At 52.5% G+C, this 21985-nt stretch carries 22 protein-coding genes; 15 read left to right on the top strand and 7 right to left on the bottom strand.

Features of this window, described 5'->3' with window-relative positions:
- Positions 1-102: 102 nt before the first annotated feature.
- Positions 103-378, top strand: coding sequence for a YnjH family protein (locus ACLJR2_RS17330; protein ID WP_000336847.1), 276 nt, complete (start codon positions 103-105; stop codon positions 376-378).
- Here ACLJR2_RS17330 and ACLJR2_RS17325 read toward each other — a convergent pair.
- On the bottom strand, positions 338-754 hold the full coding sequence (locus ACLJR2_RS17325; protein WP_000592138.1) for a pyrimidine (deoxy)nucleoside triphosphate diphosphatase: 417 nt from the start codon (positions 752-754) through the stop codon (positions 338-340). The two genes, ACLJR2_RS17330 and ACLJR2_RS17325, sit on opposite strands and share 41 nt — an antisense overlap.
- Positions 755-826: 72 nt before the next feature.
- Positions 827-1633, bottom strand: a complete 807-nt coding sequence (gene xthA, locus ACLJR2_RS17320) for an exodeoxyribonuclease III (protein WP_000673951.1) — start codon at positions 1631-1633, stop codon at positions 827-829.
- Between the two features lie 445 nt (positions 1634-2078).
- Here xthA and ACLJR2_RS17315 point away from each other — a divergent pair, with 445 nt between their 5' ends.
- The 6 genes from ACLJR2_RS17315 to spy all read left to right on the top strand — a co-directional run bounded on the left by ACLJR2_RS17315 (position 2079) and on the right by spy (position 8927).
- Complete coding sequence (locus ACLJR2_RS17315; RefSeq protein ID WP_001534648.1) at positions 2079-3305, top strand: aspartate aminotransferase family protein; 1227 nt, start codon at positions 2079-2081, stop codon at positions 3303-3305.
- Positions 3296-4330 carry an arginine N-succinyltransferase gene (gene astA / locus ACLJR2_RS17310; protein WP_001263889.1) on the top strand — a complete coding sequence of 345 codons (1035 nt, stop codon included), beginning with the start codon at positions 3296-3298 and terminating at the stop codon, positions 4328-4330. The genes ACLJR2_RS17315 and astA overlap by 10 nt, the downstream gene beginning before the upstream one ends.
- Positions 4327-5805 (top strand): succinylglutamate-semialdehyde dehydrogenase, encoded by a 1479-nt coding sequence (gene astD, locus ACLJR2_RS17305; protein ID WP_001534661.1) that lies wholly within the window; start codon positions 4327-4329, stop codon positions 5803-5805. Before astA ends, astD begins: the two co-directional genes overlap by 4 nt.
- On the top strand, positions 5802-7145 hold the full coding sequence (astB, locus tag ACLJR2_RS17300; RefSeq protein ID WP_000123947.1) for an N-succinylarginine dihydrolase: 1344 nt from the start codon (positions 5802-5804) through the stop codon (positions 7143-7145). Before astD ends, astB begins: the two co-directional genes overlap by 4 nt.
- A complete protein-coding gene (gene astE / locus ACLJR2_RS17295; RefSeq protein ID WP_000368457.1) occupies positions 7138-8106 on the top strand; it encodes a succinylglutamate desuccinylase in 969 nt (322 codons plus the stop codon). Before astB ends, astE begins: the two co-directional genes overlap by 8 nt.
- A gap of 335 nt (positions 8107-8441) precedes the next feature.
- Complete coding sequence (gene spy, locus ACLJR2_RS17290) at positions 8442-8927, top strand: ATP-independent periplasmic protein-refolding chaperone Spy (protein ID WP_001228998.1); 486 nt, start codon at positions 8442-8444, stop codon at positions 8925-8927.
- Between the two features lie 74 nt (positions 8928-9001).
- On the opposite strand, the gene cho is transcribed toward spy, so the two are convergent.
- Both cho and nadE read right to left on the bottom strand, forming a co-directional pair.
- Positions 9002-9883 carry an excinuclease Cho gene (gene cho / locus ACLJR2_RS17285; RefSeq protein ID WP_001805139.1) on the bottom strand — a complete coding sequence of 294 codons (882 nt, stop codon included), beginning with the start codon at positions 9881-9883 and terminating at the stop codon, positions 9002-9004.
- A 120-nt stretch (positions 9884-10003) separates the two neighbouring features.
- Positions 10004-10831: an ammonia-dependent NAD(+) synthetase gene (gene nadE, locus ACLJR2_RS17280; protein WP_000174982.1), complete on the bottom strand. Its 828-nt coding sequence runs from the start codon at positions 10829-10831 to the stop codon at positions 10004-10006.
- A 218-nt stretch (positions 10832-11049) separates the two neighbouring features.
- Between nadE and osmE the strand changes: the two genes are divergently transcribed.
- The 7 genes from osmE to chbG all read left to right on the top strand — a co-directional run bounded on the left by osmE (position 11050) and on the right by chbG (position 16955).
- On the top strand, positions 11050-11391 hold the full coding sequence (gene osmE, locus ACLJR2_RS17275; RefSeq protein ID WP_001039301.1) for an osmotically-inducible lipoprotein OsmE: 342 nt from the start codon (positions 11050-11052) through the stop codon (positions 11389-11391).
- Between the two features lie 300 nt (positions 11392-11691).
- On the top strand, positions 11692-12012 hold the full coding sequence (chbB, locus tag ACLJR2_RS17270; RefSeq protein ID WP_000412161.1) for a PTS N,N'-diacetylchitobiose transporter subunit IIB: 321 nt from the start codon (positions 11692-11694) through the stop codon (positions 12010-12012).
- 82 nt (positions 12013-12094) lie between these two features.
- Complete coding sequence (chbC, locus tag ACLJR2_RS17265; RefSeq protein WP_000073067.1) at positions 12095-13453, top strand: PTS N,N'-diacetylchitobiose transporter subunit IIC; 1359 nt, start codon at positions 12095-12097, stop codon at positions 13451-13453.
- A 50-nt stretch (positions 13454-13503) separates the two neighbouring features.
- Entirely contained in the window at positions 13504-13851 is a 348-nt protein-coding gene (gene chbA / locus ACLJR2_RS17260) for a PTS N,N'-diacetylchitobiose transporter subunit IIA (protein ID WP_000459883.1), read from the top strand.
- Between the two features lie 10 nt (positions 13852-13861).
- The gene (gene chbR, locus ACLJR2_RS17255; protein WP_000983393.1) at positions 13862-14704 is read left to right on the top strand and encodes a transcriptional regulator ChbR; all 843 of its coding nucleotides are present in this window, start codon (positions 13862-13864) and stop codon (positions 14702-14704) included.
- Positions 14705-14828: 124 nt separating this feature from the next.
- Positions 14829-16184: a 6-phospho-beta-glucosidase gene (locus tag ACLJR2_RS17250; RefSeq protein ID WP_000078778.1), complete on the top strand. Its 1356-nt coding sequence runs from the start codon at positions 14829-14831 to the stop codon at positions 16182-16184.
- 12 nt (positions 16185-16196) lie between these two features.
- Positions 16197-16955 (top strand): chitin disaccharide deacetylase, encoded by a 759-nt coding sequence (gene chbG, locus ACLJR2_RS17245; protein WP_000442737.1) that lies wholly within the window; start codon positions 16197-16199, stop codon positions 16953-16955.
- 43 nt (positions 16956-16998) lie between these two features.
- Here the strand turns inward: chbG and katE are convergent, their stop codons facing one another.
- Positions 16999-19251 (bottom strand): catalase HPII, encoded by a 2253-nt coding sequence (gene katE, locus ACLJR2_RS17240; protein WP_001534654.1) that lies wholly within the window; start codon positions 19249-19251, stop codon positions 16999-17001.
- Between the two features lie 216 nt (positions 19252-19467).
- Here katE and cedA point away from each other — a divergent pair, with 216 nt between their 5' ends.
- Positions 19468-19710, top strand: coding sequence for a cell division activator CedA (gene cedA / locus ACLJR2_RS17235; RefSeq protein WP_000977510.1), 243 nt, complete (start codon positions 19468-19470; stop codon positions 19708-19710).
- A 102-nt stretch (positions 19711-19812) separates the two neighbouring features.
- Here cedA and tcyP read toward each other — a convergent pair whose 3' ends face one another.
- Both tcyP and ACLJR2_RS17225 read right to left on the bottom strand, forming a co-directional pair.
- Entirely contained in the window at positions 19813-21204 is a 1392-nt protein-coding gene (gene tcyP, locus ACLJR2_RS17230; RefSeq protein ID WP_001010654.1) for a cystine/sulfocysteine:cation symporter, read from the bottom strand.
- Positions 21205-21340: 136 nt separating this feature from the next.
- Positions 21341-21940, bottom strand: a complete 600-nt coding sequence (locus ACLJR2_RS17225; protein WP_000505804.1) for a metal-dependent hydrolase — start codon at positions 21938-21940, stop codon at positions 21341-21343.
- Between the last annotated feature and the right edge of the window lie 45 nt (positions 21941-21985).

Genomic DNA, 21985 nt, shown 5'->3' with positions numbered 1-21985 from the left:
GGGGCGAGGGTCATAACTAAAAGCGATGACAAAAGAGGATTAAAGTTTTCACGGCGGCTTACCGTTATACTGAGAATATACTTAGAAAAATAAGGAACTCCTATGTGCCGAAGCCTCGTGGTCGCCGTGATGGCGATAATGCCAATGGTCGGGCTGGCAAACCAGAACAGTCGTCCTGATATTCAGGTGAATGTCCCGCCGGAAGTTTTCAGCACGCGCGGTCAGTCGTCCCAGCCCTGCATTCAGTGCTGCGTTTACCAGGATCAGAATTACTCCGAAGGCGCGGTAATAAAAGTGGAAGGCGTCTTGCTCCAGTGCCAGCGTGACGAAAAAACCATCAGCACGAATCCGTTAGTCTGGCGTCGCGTAAAGCCATAAACGCCTGCAATAGCGGAATATCCGCCGGGGCGAGGGGGTATTCCAGCGCCTCTTCCGGCGTACACCAGGCTAATGCCTGATGTTCCAGCGCACGTATCAGACCGTTAAACGCAGGCACATGCCAGGCGTGCAAATGAATTCGTCGGCCAGACACGTCGCGTTGATGGCTGGCGATATAGACGCCGGGCGTGGCGTCAATCCCTAACTCTTCGCGTAGCTCGCGGATAAGCGCCTGCGGCTGGGTTTCGCCGGGTTCGACTTTACCGCCGGCAAACTCCCAAAAACCGGCTTGATCCGCATGATCTGGGCGCTGGGCCAGCAGAATTTTGCCGTCGCGTTCAATGATGGCGGCAACAACATCGAGTTTTTTTATCATTGTCGTTAAGGTCGTTATTCCTGCCGGGAAGCGTCGCGCTATCCCGGCCTTACGGTTAATCAGAAAGCGGAATCAAACACGAAACGTCGCCCAGACCGGCGCATGATCGGAGGGTTTTTCCATACTGCGAATGTCGTAGTCTATACCGGTTTCTGCGCAACGTTCCGCCAGCGGAGCGCTTGCCAGCAAGAGGTCGATACGCAGCCCGCGATTATCCACGAAACCTTTTGAGCGGTAATCAAACCACGAAAATTTATCCATCGTTTGCGGATTCGCCTCACGGAACGTGTCCACTAATCCCCACTTCAGTAACCGCGACATCCATTCACGCTCCTCCGGCAGGAAGGAGCATTTACCGGTACGCAGCCAGCGTTTGCGGTTCTCTTCGCCGATGCCAATATCCAGATCGGTCGGGCTGATATTCATGTCGCCCATAATTAATACCGGATTATCGCACTTGAGTTCCGTTTCAAGATAGTTTTGCAAGTTCTGGTAAAACTGCGCTTTCGCGGGGAACTTCAACGGATGATCCCGGCTTTCCCCCTGCGGGAAATAGCCGTTAATGACGGTAATATTACCCAGCGGCGAGGGGATTTCCGCCATGATAATGCGGCGTTGCGCCTCTTCGCCATCATCCGGGAAACCGCGTCTGACGGAAATGGGCGTGGCTTTTGTTAGCAGCGCGACGCCGTAATGGCCTTTTTGTCCATGATAGAAAACGTTATAGCCCAGCTTCGCGACCTCTTCGAGCGGGAACATTTCGTCGTGGACTTTTGTCTCCTGTAGACCGATCACATCGGGCTGGTGTTTTTCGACAATCGCTTCAAGCTGATGGGGACGGGCGCGCAGGCCGTTGATATTAAAAGAGACAAATTTCATAGTCACTGCCACTTTGCAAGGTGAATCGTGTTGGGATGGTAGCAGAAATTTTACCGGGTGACTGCCACTCATCGTCAGATTCGGCCAATGGAAGCGTATGGTGTTTTCTATAGCGCGAAAATGGCACAGTTTGCGTGCAGATGCGCCAGAACGGGGCGGTAATTTCCAGTAAATTTCGTATAAGATCACAATTCCAGAATTATATTTGGCAACTGAATAATATTTCGCTTTTTCCTCTTTTTAGCCACCGATTATGCGGGAATATTCACTTTTCATGCAGTAAAAGTGAATATCGCTACGCTGTAACCCATTGATTTACCGTTTATCACTTCTGTTTATGCAATGTTAACGCTGGCTGGCACGAATGCTGCAATCTACATTTACAGCGCAAACACTCATATTAATTAACATATAAATAACTTTATTTTTACCAAAAGAGGTCGCTATGTCTCTGTCAGTTACGCGTGAAAACTTTGATGAATGGATGGTGCCAGTATACGTTCCCGCGCCTTTTATTCCTGTACGCGGAGAAGGCTCACGCCTGTGGGATCAGCAGGGGAAAGAGTATATTGATTTTGCTGGCGGGATCGCGGTCAACGCATTGGGACATGCGCATCCGGCGCTGCGCGAGGCGTTAAATGAACAGGCGAATCGCTTCTGGCATACCGGGAACGGTTACACCAATGAACCGGCGCTGCGACTGGCGAAAAAACTGATCGACGCGACCTTCGCCGAACGCGTTTTCTTTTGTAATTCAGGCGCTGAAGCAAATGAAGCAGCATTAAAACTGGCGCGCAAATATGCCCACGATCGTGTCGGCAATCATAAAAGCGGCATTGTGGCCTTTAAAAACGCGTTCCATGGTCGCACGCTCTTTACCGTCAGCGCTGGCGGTCAACCCACCTATTCACAGGACTTTGCGCCGCTGCCGCCGGATATTCGTCATGCAGCCTATAACGATCTGAACTCCGCCAGCGCGCTAATTGATGACAATACCTGCGCCGTGATCGTAGAACCGGTGCAGGGCGAGGGCGGCGTGATCCCCGCCACGAAAGCTTTTTTGCAGGGGCTGCGTGAATTGTGCGACCGGCATCAGGCGTTACTGATTTTTGATGAGGTGCAGACGGGCGTCGGACGTACCGGCGAACTGTATGCATATATGCATTATGGCGTTACGCCCGATATCCTGACGACCGCTAAAGCGTTGGGCGGCGGCTTCCCGATCGGCGCGATGCTGACCACGCAAGACTATGCCAGCGTCATGACGCCAGGCACGCATGGCACCACCTACGGCGGTAATCCGCTGGCGACGGCAGTTGCCGGAAAAGTACTGGATATCATCAATACGCCGGAGATGCAAAACGGCGTCAGACAGCGCCACGATGCGTTTATTGAACGTCTAAATACCCTTAATGTGCGTTTTGGCATGTTCAGTGAAATTCGCGGGCTGGGGCTACTGCTTGGCTGTGTGCTACAGACGGAGTTTGCCGGAAAAGCCAAACTCATCGCCCAGGAAGCGGCAAAAGCAGGCGTGATGGTGCTCATTGCCGGTGGCGACGTGGTGCGTTTTGCGCCAGCGTTAAATGTGAGCGACGAGGAGATAGCCACCGGGCTTGATCGTTTTGCCCTGGCGTGCGAACGCCTTCAGACGGGAGGCGCATCATGCGGGTGATTCGTCCTGTCGAACATGCGGATATCGCCGCGCTGATGCAGCTTGCAGGCAAAACGGGCGGCGGCTTAACCTCGCTACCGGCAAATGAAGCGACGCTGGCGGCCCGCATTGAACGCGCGCTAAAAACCTGGTCCGGCGAGCTGCCAAAAGGCGAACAAGGGTATGTATTCGTTCTCGAAGACAGTGAAACGGGTGAGGTCGGCGGGATCTGCGCCATTGAGGTCGCGGTCGGCCTTAACGACCCCTGGTATAACTATCGTGTCGGTACGCTGGTTCATGCCTCCAAAGAGCTGAATGTATATAACGCGTTGCCAACATTATTCCTGAGTAATGATCACACTGGCAGCAGTGAGCTGTGCACGCTGTTTCTCGATCCCGAATGGCGTAAAGAGGGTAACGGCTACCTGTTGTCAAAATCGCGCTTTATGTTTATGGCCGCGTTTCGCGATAAATTCAATGAGAAAGTGGTGGCGGAAATGCGCGGCGTCATTGACGAGCACGGTTATTCTCCCTTCTGGCAAAGTCTCGGCAAACGCTTTTTCTCTATGGATTTCAGCCGGGCGGATTTTTTATGCGGTACCGGGCAAAAAGCGTTTATCGCCGAGCTGATGCCCAAACATCCTATTTATACCCACTTCTTATCTGAAGAGGCACAGGCCGTGATTGGCGAAGTCCACCCGCAAACGGCGCCAGCCCGCGCGGTGCTGGAAAAGGAAGGTTTTCGCTATCGCCACTATATCGACATCTTCGACGGTGGGCCGACGCTGGAGTGTGATATTGACCGCGTGCGGGCCATTCGTAAAAGCCGACTGGTGGAAGTCGCGGAAGGGCAACCCGCGCCTGGCGACTATCCGGCATGTCTGGTCGCCAATGAAAACTATCACCACTTTCGGGCCGCGCTGGTGCGTGCCGATCCGCAGACTTCACGACTTGTACTTACCGCCGCGCAGTTGGATGCGCTGAAATGTCGCGCGGGCGACCACGTTCGGCTGGTACGCCTTTGCGCTGAGGAGAAAACCGTATGACGCTATGGATAAACGGCGACTGGATAACCGGTCAGGGCGAACGCCGCCGCAAAACGAACCCGGTGAGCGCGGAGATACTTTGGCAGGGGAATGACGCTAATGCGGCACAGGTCGCCGAGGCCTGTCAGGCGGCGCGTGCGGCGTTTCCTCGTTGGGCCAGACAGCCTTTTACGGCACGACAGGCTATCGTAGAGAAATTTGCCGCCCTGCTGGAGGCGCATAAAGCCGATCTCACGGAGGTCATCGCGCGTGAAACCGGTAAACCGCGCTGGGAGGCGGCAACGGAAGTGACGGCGATGATCAATAAGATTGCCATCTCGATTAAGGCTTACCACGCCAGAACAGGCGAACAAAAAAGCGAACTTGTCGATGGCGCCGCGACGTTGCGCCATCGTCCTCACGGTGTGCTGGCGGTATTCGGCCCTTATAACTTTCCCGGCCATTTACCGAATGGCCATATTGTGCCCGCGTTGCTGGCAGGCAATACGCTGATCTTCAAACCTAGCGAGCTAACGCCATGGACCGGGGAAACGGTAATAAAACTCTGGGAACGGGCCGGGCTACCGGCAGGCGTTCTTAATCTGGTGCAGGGCGGCCGGGAGACCGGACAAGCGCTGAGTTCGCTCGACGATCTCGACGGACTGCTGTTTACCGGCAGCGCCAGTACCGGATATCAGCTTCATCGCCAGCTATCCGGCCAGCCGGAAAAAATACTGGCCCTTGAAATGGGCGGAAACAATCCGCTCATTATTGAGGATGTGGCAAATATAGATGCGGCGGTACATCTGACGCTGCAATCGGCGTTTATTACCGCCGGACAGCGCTGTACCTGCGCGCGACGCCTTCTGGTAAAACAGGGTGCGCAGGGAGATGCATTTCTGGCGCGGCTGGTTGACGTCGCCGGACGTCTGCAGCCCGGCAGATGGGACGACGATCCGCAGCCGTTTATCGGCGGACTGATTTCAGCGCAGGCGGCACAGCATGTGATGGAGGCCTGGCGTCAACGAGAGGCATTAGGCGGTCGCACGCTACTGGCGCCGCGGAAGGTCAAAGAGGGAACCTCTCTGCTGACGCCTGGCATCATTGAGCTGACGGGCGTCGCGGATGTGCCGGATGAAGAGGTGTTTGGTCCGCTGCTGAGCGTCTGGCGTTATGCGCATTTCGATGAGGCGATTCGTCTGGCGAATAATACCCGTTTTGGTCTGTCGTGTGGGCTGGTGTCGACGGATCGCGCGCAGTTCGAACAGCTCTTGCTGGAGGCGCGGGCAGGGATCGTTAACTGGAATAAACCGCTCACCGGGGCAGCGAGTACTGCGCCGTTTGGTGGTGTCGGCGCGTCTGGCAACCATCGGCCCAGCGCCTGGTATGCCGCCGATTATTGCGCCTGGCCGATGGCCAGTCTGGAATCTCCCGAACTAACGTTGCCTGCGACATTAAGCCCCGGCCTCGACTTTTCTCGCAGGGAGGCGGTATGACGGCGCATGAAGTTAATTTTGACGGGCTGGTGGGGCTTACGCACCATTATGCCGGGCTATCCTTCGGCAATGAGGCATCGACCCGCCACCGTTTTCAGGTGTCGAATCCTCGTCTGGCGGTAAAACAGGGGCTGCTAAAGATGAAAGCTCTGGCGGATGCCGGCTTTCCCCAGGCGGTGATCCCGCCGCATGAGCGACCTTTTATTCCGGCGTTGCGTCAGCTCGGCTTCACGGGTAGCGATGAGCAGATTCTGGATAAGGTTGCGCGTCAGGCGCCACGCTGGCTTTCTAGCGTGAGTTCCGCGTCGCCAATGTGGGTTGCGAATGCGGCGACGGTTTGCCCATCGGCAGACGCGCTGGACGGGAAAGTTCACCTGACGGTGGCGAATTTAAACAATAAATTTCATCGCGCTCTTGAGGCGCCTGTTACCGAAGCGCTGCTACGCGCCATATTTCGCGATGAAAGTCAGTTTTCAGTGCATAGCGCGTTACCGCAGGTCGCATTATTGGGAGATGAAGGCGCGGCGAATCATAACCGTCTTGGCGGCGAGTATGGTTCGGCAGGCGTGCAGCTTTTTGTCTATGGGCGCGAAGAGGAGAATGAAATACGACCCGCTCGTTATCCGGCGCGCCAGAGCCGCGAAGCCAGCGAGGCCGTGGCGCGTCTTAATCAGGTGAATCCGCAACAGGTTATCTTCGCTCAGCAAAACCCGGAGGTCATCGATCAAGGCGTATTCCATAATGATGTCATCGCCGTTTCGAATCGACAGGTATTGTTTTGTCACGAAGCGGCGTTTGCCCGTCAGAAAGTGCTCATTAATCAGTTGCGTACGCGCGTTGACGGTTTTATGGCGATAGAGGTGCCCGCCGGCGAGGTTTCTGTATCAGATGCTGTGGCGACCTACCTGTTTAATAGTCAGTTGTTAAGCCGTGACGACGGCTCAATGCTGTTAGTGTTGCCGCGGGAATGTCAGGACCATGCCGGCGTCTGGCGCTATCTGAATAAGCTGGTGGCGGAGGATAACCCCATCAGCGCGATGCAGGTGTTTGATTTGCGAGAAAGTATGGCCAACGGCGGCGGCCCGGCCTGTCTGCGATTACGCGTGGTGTTAACAGAAGAAGAACGACGGGCGGTGAATCCAGCGGTAATGATGAATGACGCTCTGTTTACGGCCCTTAACGCGTGGGCGGATCGTTATTATCGCGATCGCCTGACCGCTGCCGATCTGGCCGATCCGTTATTATTGCGAGAAGGCCGGGAGGCGCTGGATGTGTTAACGCGTCTGCTGGATTTGGGGTCGGTTTATCCTTTCCAGCAAACGGGGGCGGCTGATGGATAACTTTCTGGCGTTGACGCTAAGCGGCACGACACCACGGGTGACGCAGGGGAAGGGCGCGGGTTTTCGCTGGCGCTGGTTAGGTCATGGTCTGCTTGAACTCACGCCCGATGCGCCGGTCGACCGCGCGTTAATTCTTTCTGCGGGGATACACGGTAATGAAACCGCGCCGGTCGAGATGCTGGATAGGCTGCTGTCGGCGCTGTTTTCAGGCAGCTTGACGTTAACGTGGCGAGTGCTGGTGGTACTCGGCAATCCGCAGGCGCTGGCGGCGGGAATACGCTATTGTCACAGCGATATGAACCGTATGTTTGGCGGGCGTTGGCAGTCCTTTGCCGAAAGCGATGAAACGCGGCGGGCGCGTGAGTTGGAGCTAAGTCTGGAAACCTTCTTTTCATCTGGCCAGACGCGGGTACGCTGGCATCTGGATCTGCATACCGCCATTCGTGGCTCGCATCATTTGCGTTTTGGCGTATTGCCGCAGCGCGACCGCCCGTGGGAGACCGATTTTCTGGCGTGGCTGGGCGCGGCAGGACTGGAGGCGTTGGTATTTCATCAGGCGCCCGGCGGTACGTTTACGCACTTTAGCTCTGAACATTTCGGCGCGCTTTCCTGTACGCTGGAGTTGGGAAAGGCGTTGCCGTTTGGGCAAAACGATCTGACGCAGTTCAGCGTAACCTCGCAGGCGTTGTCGGCGTTGCTGAGCGGTGTCGAAACGTCAACCTCGTTTTCGCCGCCGCTACGCTATCGGGTGGTGTCGCAAATCACGCGTCACAGCGACAAGTTCGCGCTTTATATGGATGCGCAAACGCTGAATTTTACTGCCTTTGCGAAGGGAACGTTGCTGGCCGAGGAGGGGGATAAGCGCGTGACGGTGACGCATGACGTTGAATATGTTCTCTTTCCTAATCCCTCTGTCGCCTGCGGATTGCGGGCTGGATTAATGCTGGAAAGACTGCCCTGATAAATGTCCCTGTAAGCTCACGTTAGGATTACAGGGATGATTTGGGACACAGTTTCATGCTATTACGGATTATTCCTGGAGAGTTGCTTTATTAATAAGCGTTGCTGCGTTATAGTTCTGCATAATTTCTGCTATATCATGCTGTTGTATATTTCTCTTTCAACTCTGCGCAATTTATTCTTTTTTTCTTCACAATTGGCGAAAAAGTGTTTTTTATACTTTCATTGTTTTACCGTTGTTCTGACTAATTGACGCTAAGACGGTTAAAGTTAATCACGACAACACGGCGCTGTTTTAAATATGCCGTAAAAATAACTGAAAGGAAGGATGGAAATATGCGTAAACTGACTGCTCTATTTGTTGCCTCTACCCTGGCGATGGGCGCTGCGAATCTGGCTCATGCCGCCGAGACTACCACCGCCGCGCCAGCGGATGCGAAGCCAATGATGCAGCATAAAGGTAAATTTGGCCCACATCACGATATGATGTTTAAAAACCTGAACCTGACAGACGCACAGAAGCAACAAATTCGCGATATTATGAAAGCGCAGCGCGAGCAAATGAAACGTCCGCTGCTGGAAGAGCGTCGCGCCATGCATGATATTATCGCCAGCGATACCTTCGATAAAGCCAAAGCCGAAGCGCAAATTACGAAAATGGAAGCGCAGCGCAAGGCCAATATGCTGGCGCATATGGAAACCCAGAATAAAATTTATAACGTTCTGACACCGGAGCAGAAAAAGCAATATAACGCTAATTTTGAGAAGCGTCTGACAGAACGCCCGGCGCAAGAAGGTAAAATGCCTGCTGCGGCAGAATAACTTTCCGCATAATTTAAGACCGCCGGTCTTGTCGACAACACAATCGTTGAGGTGGACAGGATCGGCGGTTTTCTTTATGACTGGCGACAGTCGGTGTGCAGTTCAATGATCTCATATTGACCTGACATTAGTGGCTTACAGAGAATTTTATAGCCATCCTGATCAAAGCCCGCAGGGGTGCGCACCAGGGTGGCGGCCTCATCCAGCGAGGGTACCGCCCCCAGCCATAACCAGTTGTTGATAATGTGGAACTGGGTCATTTGTGGGCGGCTCTCTTTTAACGCGATAGCGCCTTTCCAGGGCCAGCAAACCACACGTAACCGTTCCAGTGAGGCCTGCAGACGAAGAAAATGCGCCTGCGGGGTTTCTTGCCCACAACACGCGCCAGCGCAGCGCTTCAGCGCGAAACGAAAACAGGCGCGCCCACGGCTTACCGGTTCAAGCCCCAGCAGGCCATAACACAATTTTTGTTCATCGGCGAGGTTCTGTAAGCTTTGCAGCGCTGCCCGACGGTTGGCGAAGAGCCCAAACAGGTTCGGCTCATGGGAAAAATCGACGCTGCGGGCGGAAACGACCTCAATCTTTTGTTCGCTCAACTGTAGAGAGCAAAGCTGGCGATTACGCCGTAACCGCTTGTTAAACAGCGGCTGTTGTTCTTTGATCAGCCGCGCCTCCAGCAGCAACGCGCCCATTTCCCCAGCGGTGCAGATCCAGCTTATCCGCCGCGCCTGTCGCAGCATAGCGGCCTCGTCAGGCGTTCGCAGATGTGAGAGCACCCGGCTGCGAATATTTACGCTTTTACCGATATAAAGCGGCAGCGTCTCGCTTTCGCTATGAAATATATAGACGCCCGGTAAGGCTGGCGCTTCGCTGAGGAAAGGACGTAAATGTTCTGGATATTCGTAAATGGCCGCTGCTTCAAACTCAAGGCGGGGGGCTGATTGACGCCGTACCACAGTGATCTCCGTTAACTGGTTATTCATCCAGTATAACAGCGGATGGGTGATTAAAAAAGAGGCTGGGAAGAGAGGAGGCCGGATAGACGAGCGATATCCGGCACAACAGTAGAAGTACGCTTACTTTTTCCAAAAGTCGTCGAATACCGTAATCGGCAAACGGCGCTTATGTTCAGTTTTTACATACCAGCCTTCGATAGTTTTAGCGATGGCGGAGTCCAGCGTTTTGCCCTCCAGGTAATCGTCAATATTGTCATACGTTACGCCCAGCGCGGCTTCATCAGGCAGTGAAGGGCGGTCGTCTTCCAAATCGGCGGTGGGGACTTTTTTATACAGATGCTCAGGACAGCCCAGCGCTGCGAGAAGCTGTTTGCCCTGGCGTTTGTTAAGGCGATGAAGCGGGTTAATATCGGTACCGCCATCGCCATATTTAGTGAAGAACCCGGTTATCGCTTCCGCCGCATGGTCGGTGCCCACCACGACGCCGTGAGTCATACCGGCGATGCTATATTGCGCTTTCATTCGCTCACGCGCTTTTTCATTGCCGCGAACAAAATCGCTCAGCTCAATTCCTGCTTCGCGCAGCGCCTGCTCGCTGGCGAGGACGGCGCCTTTAATATTGACGGTGAGTACTCTGTCCGGCTGAATAAAAGCAATGGCGTCCTGGCAATCCTGTTCATCGGCCTGTACGCCATAAGGCAGACGAACGGCGATAAACTGCAGCGCATTATCACCGGTCTCTTCCCGCAATTCGGCGATAGCCATCTGGCTGAGTTTCCCGGCCAGCGTCGAATCCTGCCCGCCGCTGATGCCTAACACCAGCGATTTCAAAAAGGGATAGGTTTTCAGGTACGCTTTAAGAAAATCCACGCTGCGGCGAATTTCTTCTTCAGGGTTGATATGCGGTTTCGCGCCAAGCGCCTGGATTATCTCTTGCTGCAGAGTCATTTAACCCCCTTCGACATTAAAAAAATGAATCTTTACCCTGTTAAAGCTAACCCTTCGCCGCTGAAACGACAAGGTTTGGCGGGCTAAGCGGTGTTTAAAACAACATATCGCTGCGTTAGAGAATTTTCCGAAAGACTTTTTGTGGCGAGGCGCGGCTTGAAAAATGTTCTGATGTATTCCAGGCTTACATAACACGCTGATAAACAAGAGGACGGAAAATGAACAAGAACGTAGCAGGAATTTTAAGCGCAGCGGCGGTAATGACTATGCTGGCAGGCTGTACGGCGTATGATCGTACAAAAGACCAATTTGTTGAGCCTGTCGTTAAAGATGTTAAAAAAGGAATGAGCAGGGCGCAAGTTGCGCAGATTGCGGGCAAACCGTCATCTGAAGTGAGCATGATTCATGCGCGCGGTACCTGTCAGACCTACATCCTGGGTCAACGTGATGGTAAAGCGGAAACCTACTTTGTTGCGCTGGATGATACCGGGCACGTGATTAACTCCGGCTATCAGACCTGTGCGGAGTACGACACTGACCCACAGGCGCCGAAGCAGTAACAACTGTACATTGCCTGAACATTCAAGGAAACCGGCCTGCGAGCCGGTTTTTTTGTGCCTGCCATAACCTTATTTATTATCGCGAATTATTTGCCCGAAATGTGAGGGGGGTCATAACGCCAGGTCAATGAGAGACAATTTAGTGGGTCAAGGAAATACCATCCGGCGGTCCGATCCCGTATACTCATTTCAGCCACCTAAAAAAGTAAATCCGGTTACGCAAGTCGCCCAGAGTATGGATGCAGGTTGAGGCTTGCGGCGTATCTGGTTGACAGATAATCGCACATGAGGAAGGTTTTTATGGAAAAGAAACACATTTATCTGTTTTGTTCTGCGGGCATGTCAACATCGTTACTGGTATCAAAAATGCGCGCTCAGGCTGAAAAATATGAAGTGCCGGTGATTATTGAAGCATTCCCTGAAACCCTGGCCGGTGAAAAAGGCCCGGCAGCGGACGTCGTGTTATTAGGCCCGCAAATTGCTTATATGCTCCCCGAAATTCAGCGTTTATTACCCGGTAAACCGGTAGAAGTCATTGATTCAATGTTGTACGGCAAGGTAGATGGCTTAGGCGTGCTTAAAGCTGCGGTAGCGGCAATTAAAAAAGCCGCCGCGAATTAATTATTTTTTAATTTTTCCCGTCAAAGAGTTATTTCATACACTAACCGCAATATTTTATTGCGGTATTTAAGGGTATTTTTCTATGAGTAACGTCATTGCTTCACTTGAAAAGGTACTCCTTCCTTTTGCTGTAAAAATAGGAAAGCAGCCACACGTTAATGCAATCAAGAACGGCTTTATTCGTTTAATGCCATTAACCCTTGCGGGGGCGATGTTTGTATTAATTAATAACGTTTTCCTGAGCTTTGGGGAGGGGTCGTTTTTTTATTCCATGGGTATTCGGCTTGATGCCTCAACCATTGAAACTCTTAATGGATTGAAAGGCATCGGCGGGAACGTCTATAACGGCACATTGGGCATTATGTCGCTCATGGCGCCATTTTTTATCGGCATGGCGCTGGCGGAAGAGCGCAAGGTTGATGCGCTGGCCGCCGGACTGCTCTCCGTGGCGGCATTTATGACCGTAACGCCGTATAGTGTCGGCGAGGCCTATGCCGTAGGCGCTAACTGGCTGGGCGGCGCGAATATTATCTCCGGTATTATTATTGGCCTGGTGGTCGCGGAGATGTTTACATTTGTTGTCCGGCGCAACTGGGTGATTAAACTACCGGACAGCGTACCGGCTTCGGTGTCTCGTTCATTCTCAGCATTAATTCCCGGCTTTATTATTCTCTCTATTATGGGGATTATTGCCTGGGCGCTGTCTAATTACGGTTCTAACTTCCATCAGATTATTATGGACACTATCTCTACGCCGCTGGCATCGCTGGGTAGCGTGGTAGGGTGGGCATATGTCATTTTTGTACCGCTGCTGTGGTTCTTTGGTATTCATGGTTCGCTGGCGCTGACCGCGCTGGACAGCGGCATCATGACGCCCTGGGCGCTGGAAAACATCTCTATTTACCAACAGTATGGCTCCGTCGATGCGGCGCTGGAAGCCGGTAAAACGTTCCATATCTGGGCGAAACCGATGCTGGATTCTTATATCTTCCTCGGTGGTAGCGGCGCAACGCTGGGTCTGATCATCGCTATCTTCCTGGCATCCCGTCGCGCGGACTATCGCCAGGTGGCAAAACTGGCGCTGCCGTCAGGTATCTTCCAGATTAACGAACCCATCCTGTTTGGCCTGCCGATTATTATGAACCCGGTGATGTTTATCCCCTTCATTCTGGTTCAGCCGATTCTGGCGGCGATTACGCTGGTGGCTTACTATTTGGGTATTATTCCGCCGATTACCAATATTGCGCCGTGGACCATGCCAACCGGGTTGGGGGCGTTCTTTAACACCAACGGCAGTGTCGCCGCGTTGCTGGTTGCGCTATTTAACCTGGCGGTCGCTACCCTGATTTATCTCCCCTTCGTGGTGGTGGCTAACAAAGCGCAGAACGCCATCGAGCAGGAAGAAAGCGAAGAAGATATCGCTAACGCACTGAAATTCTAAACTCCGCGCCGGCATGGGATGCCATGCCGGGCTGAATCAGAGGAAAGACTATGTTTGATCTTGAAAATGTTGTAGATAACCAGACAGCGGCTGAGGAACTCGAAGAAGTCGTTATGGGGCTTATCATCAATTCTGGTCAGGCGCGCAGCCTGGCATATGGCGCGCTCAGAAAAGCGAAAGAAGGCGACTTTGAGGCGGCGAAAGCGATGATGGACCAGTCGCGCATAGCGCTCAATGAAGCGCATCTTGTGCAGACAAAACTCATCGAAGGCGATCAGGGCGAAGGCAAAATGAAAGTCAGTCTGGTCCTGGTTCACGCTCAGGATCATTTGATGACCTCAATGCTGGCTCGTGAACTGATCGCTGAGTTAATTGAGCTCCATGAGAAACTGAAATAACAGGGGGCGGATGATGCAGCTACAGGTTAACGCAACGGAAATCAAAACGGTTTATGAGCAGCAGCTCTTCAATGGCAAAAATTTCCATGTGTTTATCTATAACAAGACGGAAAGCGTCACCGGGCTGCATCAGCACGACTATTATGAATTTACCCTGGTATTAACCGGACGTTATTACCAGGAGATTAACGGGAAGCGTGTGCTGCTGGAACGTGGAGATTTTGTTTTTATCCCGGTGGGGTCGAATCACCAAAGTTTCTATGAGTTTGGCGCAACACGTATTCTGAACGTAGGAATTAGTAAACGTTTTTTTGAACAGCATTATCTTCCGTTACTGCCGTTTTGTTTTGTGGCATCGCAGGTATACAGGGCGAATAGCACCTTCCTTACCTATATTGAAACGGTGATTGCGTCGTTGAATTTTCGCGGCAATGGGCTCGACGAATTTATCGAAGTGGTGACATTTTATATTATAAACCGCTTACGCCATTACCGCGAAGAGCAGGTTTATGATGATATTCCACAATGGCTGAAAGCAACCGTGGAGATAATGCATGATAAAACGCAGTTTGGCGAACATGCGCTGGAAAATATGGTGCGCCTGTCGGCAAAATCCCAGGAGTATCTGACGCGCGCCACCCGACGTTATTACAGCAAAACGCCGATGCAAATCATTAATGAGATTCGCATTAATTTTGCCAAGAAACAGTTGGAAATGACCAACTATTCGGTTACGGATATTGCTTATGAAGCCGGGTATAGCAGTCCAAGTCTGTTTATTAAAACGTTTAAGAAGATGACCTCATTTACGCCGAATAGTTATCGGAAGCGATTGACGGAAATTAATGAGTAACGGTTTGCATTGCTCGATTAATTACATTTCACGCTTGCCCCAATAGCGCGGGGAACGTCACGCTATTTCTTACGAGCGGGCATAGCGTAATACATATCAGTGTCATACACTGAAGGGAGATATTATGAGCCAGAAATTAAAAGTCGTCACTATTGGTGGCGGGAGCAGCTACACCCCTGAATTACTTGAAGGCTTTATTAAGCGCTACCATGAATTACCTGTCACCGAATTATGGCTGGTTGACGTTGAAGACGGGAAAGAGAAGCTGGGCATTATTTATGATCTCTGCCAGCGAATGATTGATAAAGCAGGCGTTCCGCTAAAATTGTATAAAACGCTGGATCGCCGGGAAGCGCTGAAAGACGCTAATTTTGTTACTACCCAGCTACGCGTTGGTCAACTCAAAGCCCGTGAACTGGACGAGCGTATCCCGCTTAGCCACGGCTATCTGGGGCAAGAAACCAACGGCGCTGGCGGTTTATTTAAAGGGTTGCGTACCATTCCGGTTATTTTTGACATCATTAAGGATGTTGAAGAATTATGTCCGAATGCGTGGGTCATTAACTTTACTAACCCGGCGGGGATGGTGACGGAAGCGGTTTATCGTCATACCAACTTTAAAAAATTCATCGGCGTATGTAATATTCCTGTCGGCATGAAAATGTTTATTCATGACGTGCTGGCGCTGAATGAGAATGACGATCTTTCCATTGACCTGTTTGGTCTAAACCATATGGTCTTTATTAAAGATGTGCTGGTGAATGGCACCTCACGGTTCGCAGAATTACTGGATGGCGTGGCGTCCGGTCAGTTGAAAGCGTCAACCGTAAAAAATATCTTTGATCTGCCGTTTAGTGAAGGATTGATTCGCTCGCTGAACATGCTGCCGTGCTCTTATTTGTTGTATTACTTCAAGCAAAAAGAGATGCTGGCGATTGAAATGGGCGAATATTACAAAGGCGGCGCGCGCGCTCAGGTCGTACAAAAAGTGGAGAAACAACTCTTCGACTTGTACAAAAATCCTGAGCTAAACGTGAAGCCGAAAGAGCTTGAGCAACGCGGCGGCGCTTATTATTCCGATGCCGCTTGTGAAGTCATTAACGCTATTTATAATGACAAGCAGACTGAGCATTACGTTAATATTCCACATCATGGGCATGTCGAGAATATCCCGGCGGACTGGGCGGTGGAAATGACCTGCATTCTGGGACGCAATGGCGCGACGCCGCACCCGCGTATCACCCGTTTTGACGAAAAAGTGCTGGGGCTTATCCACACTATTAAAGGATTTGAGGTCGCGGCCAGCAATGCGGCGCTGAGCGGAAACTTTAATGATGTGCTGCTGGCGCTTAACCTGAGTCCGCTGGTGCATTCCGACCGCGACGCAGAAGTCCTGGCGCGTGAGCTCATCCTGGCGCATGAAAAATGGCTGCCTAATTTTGCCGCTTGCATCGAAGCGCTTAAAGGTAAGCACCACTGACAGAGGTAGGCTATGGAACGCGTGTTGATTGTGAATGCCGATGATTTTGGCCTGAGTAAAGGGCAAAATTACGGCATTGTTGAAGCATATCGCAACGGCGTTGTGACCTCCACGACGGCGCTGGTCAATGGCGAGGCTATTGACCATGCGGCGCAGCTTAGCCGCGAGCTGCCTGCGCTTGGGGTGGGAATGCATTTTGTTTTGACGTTAGGCAAACCGGTGTCAGAGATGCCGGGCCTGACGCGAGATGGCCTGTTGGGGAAATGGATCTGGCAAATGGCGGAGGAGGATACGCTTCCGCTGGATGAAATTGCGCATGAACTGGCGTGTCAGTATCAGCGTTTCATCGACGTATTTGGCCGCGAGCCAACGCATCTCGACAGTCACCATCATGTGCATATGTTCCCGCAAATTTTCCCCATCGTCGCCCGCTTTGCGGCGCAGCGCGGGATTGCGTTACGTATTGACCGCCAGACGGTGTTGAACGAAGACGATCTGCCGTCGGATTTGCGCAGCACTCAAGGATTTAGTAGTGAATTTTACGGCGAGGAGATCACCGAAGCGTGCTTTTTACGCATTCTGGATGCCTCGGCGCATCGAGGAGAGGCCTCTCTGGAGGTGATGTGTCATCCGGCGTTTGTGGACAACATTATTCGCCAGAGCGCCTATTGTTACCCCCGCTTAACTGAACTGGAGGTGTTGACGTCTGCGTCACTCAAGGCAGCGATTGCGGAACGTGGATATCGTCCTGGCAGTTTTCTTGATATTTAGCTCCTGAGTTTGCGGCGCAAGAATGCGCCGCATTTTTTGCCGTTTATGCAGGAATCGCGTTAATTTTCCCCGCACGCGACCAGACACGGTGTGCCGCCATCAGCGTCAGCAGAGTGTCCATAAAGTGGTGGTCAACGTTATCTGCCTCAACAAGTCCTTCTTCCCCCTGGCTATCAATGTTTAAAAGCGCCTTAAACCGTCGGGCGTCGCCTGCCAGTGCGATGGGCTTCAGATGTTTGTAGGCTTCCAGAAGGTAGTAACGAGCATCGCCGCAACTCTCGATATCGGCAATATTGCCGCACGGTACTATTACCGCATCGACCGTTAGCGACGGCGCGCCGGCAAAGGTTGCCGCAATAGTTAATGTTGAACCGTCATCAGCCGTTACTTCACCCATCCGTGAATAGAGCAGTTTTGCGTGGACGCCTTTAGCTTTTAAAGCCTGCAAAATGGTCAGCAGATCGGCGGCGTTAACCTTGTCGTTCAGCAGGATAGCGACCACGCGGCCTTTAACATCGCCGTCCGGCACCGCATACAGGCTGAGCGCCGGATCTTTTTTCAGACCGTTGACATCAGGAGGCGGGGCAATTTGCGTTTGCTCATGGGTGAGTGCAAAACCGAGATTATGCGCGACGCCCTCAGCCAGCGTGACATCAATATGCGCTAACTGATCGACCACCCGCTCCCGAATATACGCGCGGGCGACTTTACCCAGTTCAAAGCGGAACGCGTCAATAATATGCTGCTGTTCTATCGGCGTCTGACTGAGCCAGAACAGGCGAGGATGCGAGTAATATTCACCGAAAGAGGGGCTGCGTTCGCGGATTTTATTGCCATCAACGCGTTCCTGGTATGATTCGAAGCCGCCGCGTTTTGGCGCTGGCGGCGTTTCGCGCGGCCAGTTGTCATTAATGGAGTTCGGTTCATAGTTCGCCGGATTGGTGTCGATATCCATCCGGTGCATACCGTCACGCTGGAAGTTATGGTAGGGGCAGGTAGGGCGGTTAATCGGAATTTCGTGGAAGTTTGGCCCGCCCAGGCGACTGATTTGCGTGTCGGTATAAGAGAACAGACGCCCCTGTAACAGCGGATCGTTGGTAAAATCAATGCCGGGAACAATATGTCCTGGATGAAATGCCGCCTGTTCGTTTTCAGCGAAAAAGTTATCCGGATTACGGTTTAACACCATTTTGCCGACGCGTTGTACTGGCACCAACTCTTCCGGAATCAGTTTGGTCGGATCGAGCAGATCAAAATCGAATTTAAATTCATCCTCTTCGGCAATGAGTTGTAGGCCCAGCTCGTATTCCGGGAAATCGCCCGCTTCGATGGCCTCCCACAGATCCCTGCGGTGAAAATCCGGATCGCGACCGGTCAGTTTTTGTGACTCATCCCACACCAGCGAGGCTTTACCTGCCAACGGTTTCCAGTGGAAACGGACAAAGGTCGCTTTCCCTTGCGCATTGATCAGACGGAAGGTGTGAATGCCGAACCCTTCCATCGTCCGATAACTCCGTGGAATACCGCGATCCGACATTGCCCACATGACGTTGTGCAGCGTCTCAGGCTGTAAGGAAACATAGTCCCAGAAGGTGTCGTGCGCGCTCTGTCCTTGCGGAATAGCCCAATGTGGTTCGGGCTTAACGGCGTGCACAAAATCCGGAAACTTATGCGCATCCTGGATAAAAAAGATCGGCGTGTTATTACCGACGAGATCGAAAATTCCCTCTTCGGTATAAAATTTGGTCGCAAAACCGCGGATATCACGTACGGTATCAGCAGATCCCGCGCCGCCCTGTACTGTCGAAAAGCGAACAAAGACCGGGGTAATTTTCTGTGGATCGCACAGAAACGCGGCTTTCGTGATGTCGCTCAGGTCTTTATATGGCTGGAAATAGCCGTGCGCTGCAGATCCGCGGGCGTGAACGATCCTCTCCGGGATACGCTCATGGTCAAAGTGGGTAATTTTCTCGCGTAGGATAAAATCTTCCAACAGCGTAGGGCCACGGCTGCCGGCGCGAAGAGAATTTTGATCGTCGGCGATGCGCACGCCCTGATTGGTGGTCAGCGCATAATTTTCGCTGCCTTTACGAAAGGCGTCGAGGGCGGTGAGCTTATCATTCGCGGTCTCGGGCGCTTTTAAGCTGCCGGGGGCCGTCGGTTGCGCGCCCGGCGGCGTCGGTTCTGGCGTGGGGCGATGTGAACCGTCTGACGGCGCCAGGGAGTCCAGGCCGGGCTGTGATTCACGGGTATCATGCACGGGGGACTGATGGGGGGATTTCTCATTATGCGACATTGAACTCGTCTCCTGCTTTCATCACTGAAATGGGCGTGGTAGTAGTCAAAATCACTCTAACTATAGAACATTTCAGCAATTATGCCGGGGGAGAGCGGAACGGCAGACAGGGTATAACAGGGAAATCGCACGCGCGGAACAGGACGTCGGGGGCGAAGATCGGCTAAAATAGTGTTTTTCTGATTTTTAGCCTTAGCCTCTTTTAGTGAAGCATTAATGATGAAACCTCTTCGCCAGCAAAATCGCCAGATTATTAGCTATATTCCGCGTGTTGAACCCGCGCCGCCGGAACATGCGATAAAAATGGATACGTTTCGCGACGTCTGGATACTGCGCGGTAAATATGTTGCCTTTGTTCTGACGGGGGAGTCATTTCAACGGTCGCCCGCCTTTAGCGTGCCAGAATCGGCGCAACGTTGGGCGAATCAGGTTCGCCAGGAAAACGAAATCGCTGACTAAGAAAAAAACAAAACGCCGGTACTGGAGACCGGCGTTTTTAGTGACAGACATTTTGAGTTGCCGATCGTCGTGTCTCAGACGATGTGAACTCCCGATAATGTATTATCGATGCGCCAGTTCAGCGTCTTCTTCGCTATCGAGAATGGTTTTATCGGTCTGCTTCAGCCACTGGCTGGTCAGCGTACCCGCGGTCATTGAGCCGCTCACGTTCAGTGCGGTACGGCCCATATCAATCAACGGTTCGACGGAGATTAACAGCGCGACCAGCGTGACCGGTAAGCCCATGGCAGGCAGCACAATCAGCGCGGCGAAGGTCGCGCCGCCGCCAACGCCGGCAACACCCGCCGAACTTACGGTAACGATACCCACCAGCGTGGCTATCCATACGGGGTCTAAGGGGTTGATGCCGACCGTCGGCGCAACCATTACCGCCAACATCGCAGGATAAAGACCGGCACAACCGTTTTGGCCGATGGTCGCGCCAAAAGAGGCAGCAAAGCTGGCGATGGACTCCGGCACGCCCAGGCGGCGGGTTTGCGCTTCGACATTAAGTGGAATGGAGGCGGCGCTGGAGCGGCTGGTAAAGGCAAATGTCAGCACCGGCCACACCTTGCGGAAATATTTCAGCGGGCTAATCCCGTTCACGCCCAATAGTATGCCGTGAACCACAAACATTATCGCCAGACCAAGATATGACGCTACCACGAAGCTTCCAAGCTTAATGATGTCCTGCAGATTGGAGCCAGCAACCACTTTCGTCATCAGCGCCAGTACGCCGTAAGGCGTAAGTTGCATCACCAGACGCACCAGCTTCATCACCCAGCTTTGCAGGGTATCGATAGCAACAAGCACACGCTCGCCTTTTGGCGCATCATCTTTCAGCAGTTTAAGCGCGGCCACGCCCAGGAATGCGGCGAAAATCACCACGCTGATAATAGACGTAGGATTTGCGCCAGTCAGATCCGCAAACGGATTTTTCGGTACAAAAGACAGCACCAGTTGCGGCACGCTGAGATCGGCCACTTTGCCGACATAGCTCGTCTCAATGGCATTCAGACGCGCGGTTTCCGCGCCGCCCTGAACCAGACCTTCCGCCGTCAGTCCGAACAGATTGGTGACCAGCACGCCCACCAGCGCTGCGATAAGGGTAGTAAACAGCAGCGTGCCGATAGTCAGAAAACTGATTTTCCCCAATTGAGAGGCGTTATGCAGTCGTGCCACGGCGCTTAAAATAGAGGCGAATACCAGCGGCATCACAATCATTTGTAGCAATTGCACATAGCCGTTGCCGACAATATTGAACCACTGAATGGAGTCTTTTAACACCTGACTGTCAGCGCCATAAATGGTGTGCAGGGCCAGACCAAAGATCACGCCCATCACAAGGCCGACAAGCACTTTTTTAGCCAGACTCCACTGTTTATGACGGGCCTGCGCCAGTACAAACAGCAGAATGACGAACACCGCAATGTTCGCAATTAATGGAAAATTCATCCCCGTTCTCCTGATTTTTTTATTATGAAGCGCTGTGTTTTAGCGATTCTGTTCGCGCAAGATTAGCAGAACTGTGAGCTGGCTCTTATATTCAAATGGAATGGTTTATACCAAAAATGACTTTGGCGTTGATTTACTAATCAATCTGGTGATTTATAAAACGATTGAACTGCATTTGCAGGATAGTGATCATCTGCGAAGACCAGCGTATGACGTTGTTTTCCGGCATGGACTGCGGCATCCACACCGCCCAGGCAAACAACGCCATACATAAAAATCGCTCCAGCTGATTGCCTTTGCGCGGCGCCAGAATAGGCAGGCGGAAACGCCAGCGGCACGGCCACAGTAAGGGAACGCCTGCGGGGGTGAGCATATCCGCGACGATATGGCTTAAATAGCCGAGTACCATGCCTTGCAGCGCATCCGCCGGGATAATCCACGTATCCGGAACCTTGAGATAAAAGGTCGCCAGTAGGGCAAAGACCGCCAGCAGACTATGGGTAAACCCCCGGTGACCGAACGCGCGGGCAATCGGTTTCGATACCCATTTCAGGCGCTGACCAAGAAAAGATTTGGGGTGGTCGATATCCGGCAGCAGACAGGTCAAAATAGCCGAAGGAATAATATGCCACCAGTCGCCGTGCGCAAGGACGGGCGTTAACTCGGCATTCTTGGCGAAAACCGCGCTGGCTATAGAAAAAAGAAGATGTCCTTCCGCCGTCATGATAAAACCCATTAAACTGTCAATTCATACAGTATAGGGTTTTTATACAGTAGGCGG

The organism is Salmonella sp. SAL03688, assembly GCF_046551895.1.
GTDB lineage: Bacteria > Pseudomonadota > Gammaproteobacteria > Enterobacterales > Enterobacteriaceae > Salmonella > Salmonella enterica.
The sequence above is the reverse complement of the archived record's forward strand: the minus strand, read 5'-3'. Positions and strand labels throughout refer to the sequence as shown.

What these genes read in the sequence shown, in the direction of transcription:
- ACLJR2_RS17330 (WP_000336847.1), top strand. Translation starts at nt 103, where the DNA reads ATGTGCCGAAGCCTCGTGGTCGCCGTGATGGCGATAATGCCAATGGTC.
- ACLJR2_RS17325 (WP_000592138.1), bottom strand. Translation starts at nt 754, where the DNA reads ATGATAAAAAAACTCGATGTTGTTGCCGCCATCATTGAACGCGACGGC.
- xthA (WP_000673951.1), bottom strand. Translation starts at nt 1,633, where the DNA reads ATGAAATTTGTCTCTTTTAATATCAACGGCCTGCGCGCCCGTCCCCAT.
- ACLJR2_RS17315 (WP_001534648.1), top strand. Translation starts at nt 2,079, where the DNA reads ATGTCTCTGTCAGTTACGCGTGAAAACTTTGATGAATGGATGGTGCCA.
- astA (WP_001263889.1), top strand. Translation starts at nt 3,296, where the DNA reads ATGCGGGTGATTCGTCCTGTCGAACATGCGGATATCGCCGCGCTGATG.
- astD (WP_001534661.1), top strand. Translation starts at nt 4,327, where the DNA reads ATGACGCTATGGATAAACGGCGACTGGATAACCGGTCAGGGCGAACGC.
- astB (WP_000123947.1), top strand. Translation starts at nt 5,802, where the DNA reads ATGACGGCGCATGAAGTTAATTTTGACGGGCTGGTGGGGCTTACGCAC.
- astE (WP_000368457.1), top strand. Translation starts at nt 7,138, where the DNA reads ATGGATAACTTTCTGGCGTTGACGCTAAGCGGCACGACACCACGGGTG.
- spy (WP_001228998.1), top strand. Translation starts at nt 8,442, where the DNA reads ATGCGTAAACTGACTGCTCTATTTGTTGCCTCTACCCTGGCGATGGGC.
- nadE (WP_000174982.1), bottom strand. Translation starts at nt 10,831, where the DNA reads ATGACTCTGCAGCAAGAGATAATCCAGGCGCTTGGCGCGAAACCGCAT.
- osmE (WP_001039301.1), top strand. Translation starts at nt 11,050, where the DNA reads ATGAACAAGAACGTAGCAGGAATTTTAAGCGCAGCGGCGGTAATGACT.
- chbB (WP_000412161.1), top strand. Translation starts at nt 11,692, where the DNA reads ATGGAAAAGAAACACATTTATCTGTTTTGTTCTGCGGGCATGTCAACA.
- chbC (WP_000073067.1), top strand. Translation starts at nt 12,095, where the DNA reads ATGAGTAACGTCATTGCTTCACTTGAAAAGGTACTCCTTCCTTTTGCT.
- chbA (WP_000459883.1), top strand. Translation starts at nt 13,504, where the DNA reads ATGTTTGATCTTGAAAATGTTGTAGATAACCAGACAGCGGCTGAGGAA.
- chbR (WP_000983393.1), top strand. Translation starts at nt 13,862, where the DNA reads ATGATGCAGCTACAGGTTAACGCAACGGAAATCAAAACGGTTTATGAG.
- ACLJR2_RS17250 (WP_000078778.1), top strand. Translation starts at nt 14,829, where the DNA reads ATGAGCCAGAAATTAAAAGTCGTCACTATTGGTGGCGGGAGCAGCTAC.
- chbG (WP_000442737.1), top strand. Translation starts at nt 16,197, where the DNA reads ATGGAACGCGTGTTGATTGTGAATGCCGATGATTTTGGCCTGAGTAAA.
- katE (WP_001534654.1), bottom strand. Translation starts at nt 19,251, where the DNA reads ATGTCGCATAATGAGAAATCCCCCCATCAGTCCCCCGTGCATGATACC.
- cedA (WP_000977510.1), top strand. Translation starts at nt 19,468, where the DNA reads ATGATGAAACCTCTTCGCCAGCAAAATCGCCAGATTATTAGCTATATT.
- tcyP (WP_001010654.1), bottom strand. Translation starts at nt 21,204, where the DNA reads ATGAATTTTCCATTAATTGCGAACATTGCGGTGTTCGTCATTCTGCTG.
- ACLJR2_RS17225 (WP_000505804.1), bottom strand. Translation starts at nt 21,940, where the DNA reads ATGGGTTTTATCATGACGGCGGAAGGACATCTTCTTTTTTCTATAGCC.